The 2,208-nt window shown below is 46.6% G+C and carries 3 protein-coding genes; all 3 read left to right on the top strand.

Going from position 1 to position 2,208, the window contains the following annotated elements:
• Positions 1-704, top strand: a 704-nt coding sequence (locus ACTHUM_RS11865) for a peptidylprolyl isomerase (RefSeq protein ID WP_440402954.1), incomplete at its 5' end; no start/stop codon positions are given.
• Between the two features lie 44 nt (positions 705-748).
• A complete protein-coding gene (locus ACTHUM_RS11860; RefSeq protein ID WP_070460208.1) occupies positions 749-1,513 on the top strand; it encodes a peptidyl-prolyl cis-trans isomerase in 765 nt (254 codons plus the stop codon).
• 96 nt (positions 1,514-1,609) lie between these two features.
• On the top strand, positions 1,610-2,071 hold the full coding sequence (dtd, locus tag ACTHUM_RS11855; protein ID WP_070460225.1) for a D-aminoacyl-tRNA deacylase: 462 nt from the start codon (positions 1,610-1,612) through the stop codon (positions 2,069-2,071).
• The last annotated feature ends 137 nt before the right edge of the window (positions 2,072-2,208 follow it).

Raw genomic sequence — 2,208 nt, 5'->3', positions numbered from 1 at the left:
TGCGTCAAATGCTGACTGAACGCCAAGTTATCAGCACTGTTGTTACCCAAGAAGCTAAAAAATTAAAACTGGATCAAAGCGCTGAATTCAAAACTGCATTGGAGCAAGCGCGTGCCGATGCCGCCAAACAAGGTGCAGATAAAAAAGCCACATTCAAAACCGAATGGGCAGTTTTCGAAAATGATTTGTTAGGCCAAGCTTTCGCGGCGCATATCGTCCGTCAATATCCTGTCCAAGAAAAAGATGTCAAAGCCGCTTACAACGACTTCAGCAACTTCTATAAAGGTACTCAGGAAGTCCAACTGGGCGAAATCGTGACCGACAGCAGCAGCAATGCCCAAAAAGCCATTGCCGATTTGGATGCGAAAAAAAGCTTTGTTTCGATATTGAACCAATACTCAATTGACGAAGCGGCCAAAAAAGCCGGCGGCATCCCTAAAGCTTATGTTCCGCTTAAAGATTTGCAAGAATCAGCGCCTCCGCTTTACGCTGCTGTCAAAGACCTGAAAAAAGGTGCACACACTAAAACTCCACTGCAAAACGGTAATTTGTACGCCGTTTTCTATGTCAATGACCGTCGTAACGTTACTGTACCTTCTTACGAAGCCGCTAAAAACGAGATTGGCAACGACTTACAGGCAGCCCGTGTTGATGCGGCCATTCAATCATTACTGAAAAAAGCCAGCATCAAAGTCAACAAATAATATAAGGTGCCCGCCGTGATAGCGGCGGGCAATAAGGAACTCACATGAACATCAAGCCCAAAACTGCCGTTTTGGCTATCCTCGCCTTGTCAACCGTGAGCTTAGCAACCGCCAAAGCGCCTGAAATCGATCCCGCCCGTATCGACAGCATGGTCGCCGAAGTATTGAGACAGGCCGATCAACATCCCAACCAGACTGCCAAACCCGATGGCCAGGCAATCCGCAAAGATGTGGTTACACGTTTGCAGACTTTGGAAATTTTGAAAAATGAAGCCATCAAGGCTGGTTTGGACAAAGATGCGGAAGTGCAGAATCAGCTTAAAAACGTTGAAGCTGAGTTTTATGCCAACCAATACGCTGCCTATCTAGAACGCCAAACCGCGGTTGACGATGCTGAGTTGCGCCGTTTCTACGACCAGCAAACACGCATTATCAAGCTGCAACAAGTCAGCTTTGCTTCAGCCGACGAAGTACGCGCCGCGCAAGAACTGCTGCTCAAAGGCTTGTCATTTGAAGAGCTGATGAAACGCTATCCCAACCCCGAACAAGAGTTCGACGGCTTCATCTCTCCGCAGCAGCTCTCTCCTCAACTGGCTACCGCTTTTGCTGACATGAACCGAGGCGATGTAACGCATGAGCCGATTCAGATGGAAAGCCGTTTTTATCTGTTTAAACTCAGTGCAGTAGAACGCGATCCCAATGCCGAACCTTTCGAACTGGTACGCAATCAGATTGCCCAAGCCGTTAAACGACAAAAAGTCGAGAATCAGATCGAACGTATCTTAAAAGAAAACGACATTAATCCGTAAATTAATTCAATGGTTTCAGGCCGTCTGAAACTATATTTAAACCCCAAGGGCGTATCTTACGCCCTTTTTTACAAACTTCTTTTATTCAAAAACATCATGCGCGCTGTTATCCAAAAAGTTACCCAAGCTAAAGTTGACGTTTTGTCCGAAAACTCCTGCGAAACCTGTGGCGAAATCAACAACGGATTTATGATATTGATCGGCGTTACCCACACCGATACAGAAGCGGACGCCAAATACATTGCGGATAAAACCGCCAACCTACGTATCTTTGAAGACGAAAACGGCAAATTAAATTTATCGCTCAAAGATGTCGGTGGCTCGATATTACTGGTTTCTCAGTTTACCCTTTACGCCGATGCGCGCAGCGGCCGCCGTCCGTCCTTCTCCAATGCTGCCCCTGCCGAACAAGCAGACAAGCTTTATCAATACACCGCGCAACTTTTGCGCGAACATGGATTGACTGTCGAAACCGGCAGATTCCAAACCCATATGCAGGTCTCCCTTTGCAATGACGGGCCGGTTACCTTATTGCTTGATTCGCAAAAAACATTCTAAATCCCATAGGAAAAGGCCGTCTGAAATATTTCAGACGGCCTTTCCATTTCTGATCATTACTAAATCAAGCCTTGCGCTTTCACCCAGTTCACAATATCTGCCTCAACGGCTTCAGGCGAACCCGGATTGTCAATTTT

Source organism: Neisseria sp. P0021.S006, from assembly GCF_051956895.1.
This window is presented reverse-complemented; position numbering and strand designations above follow the sequence as displayed.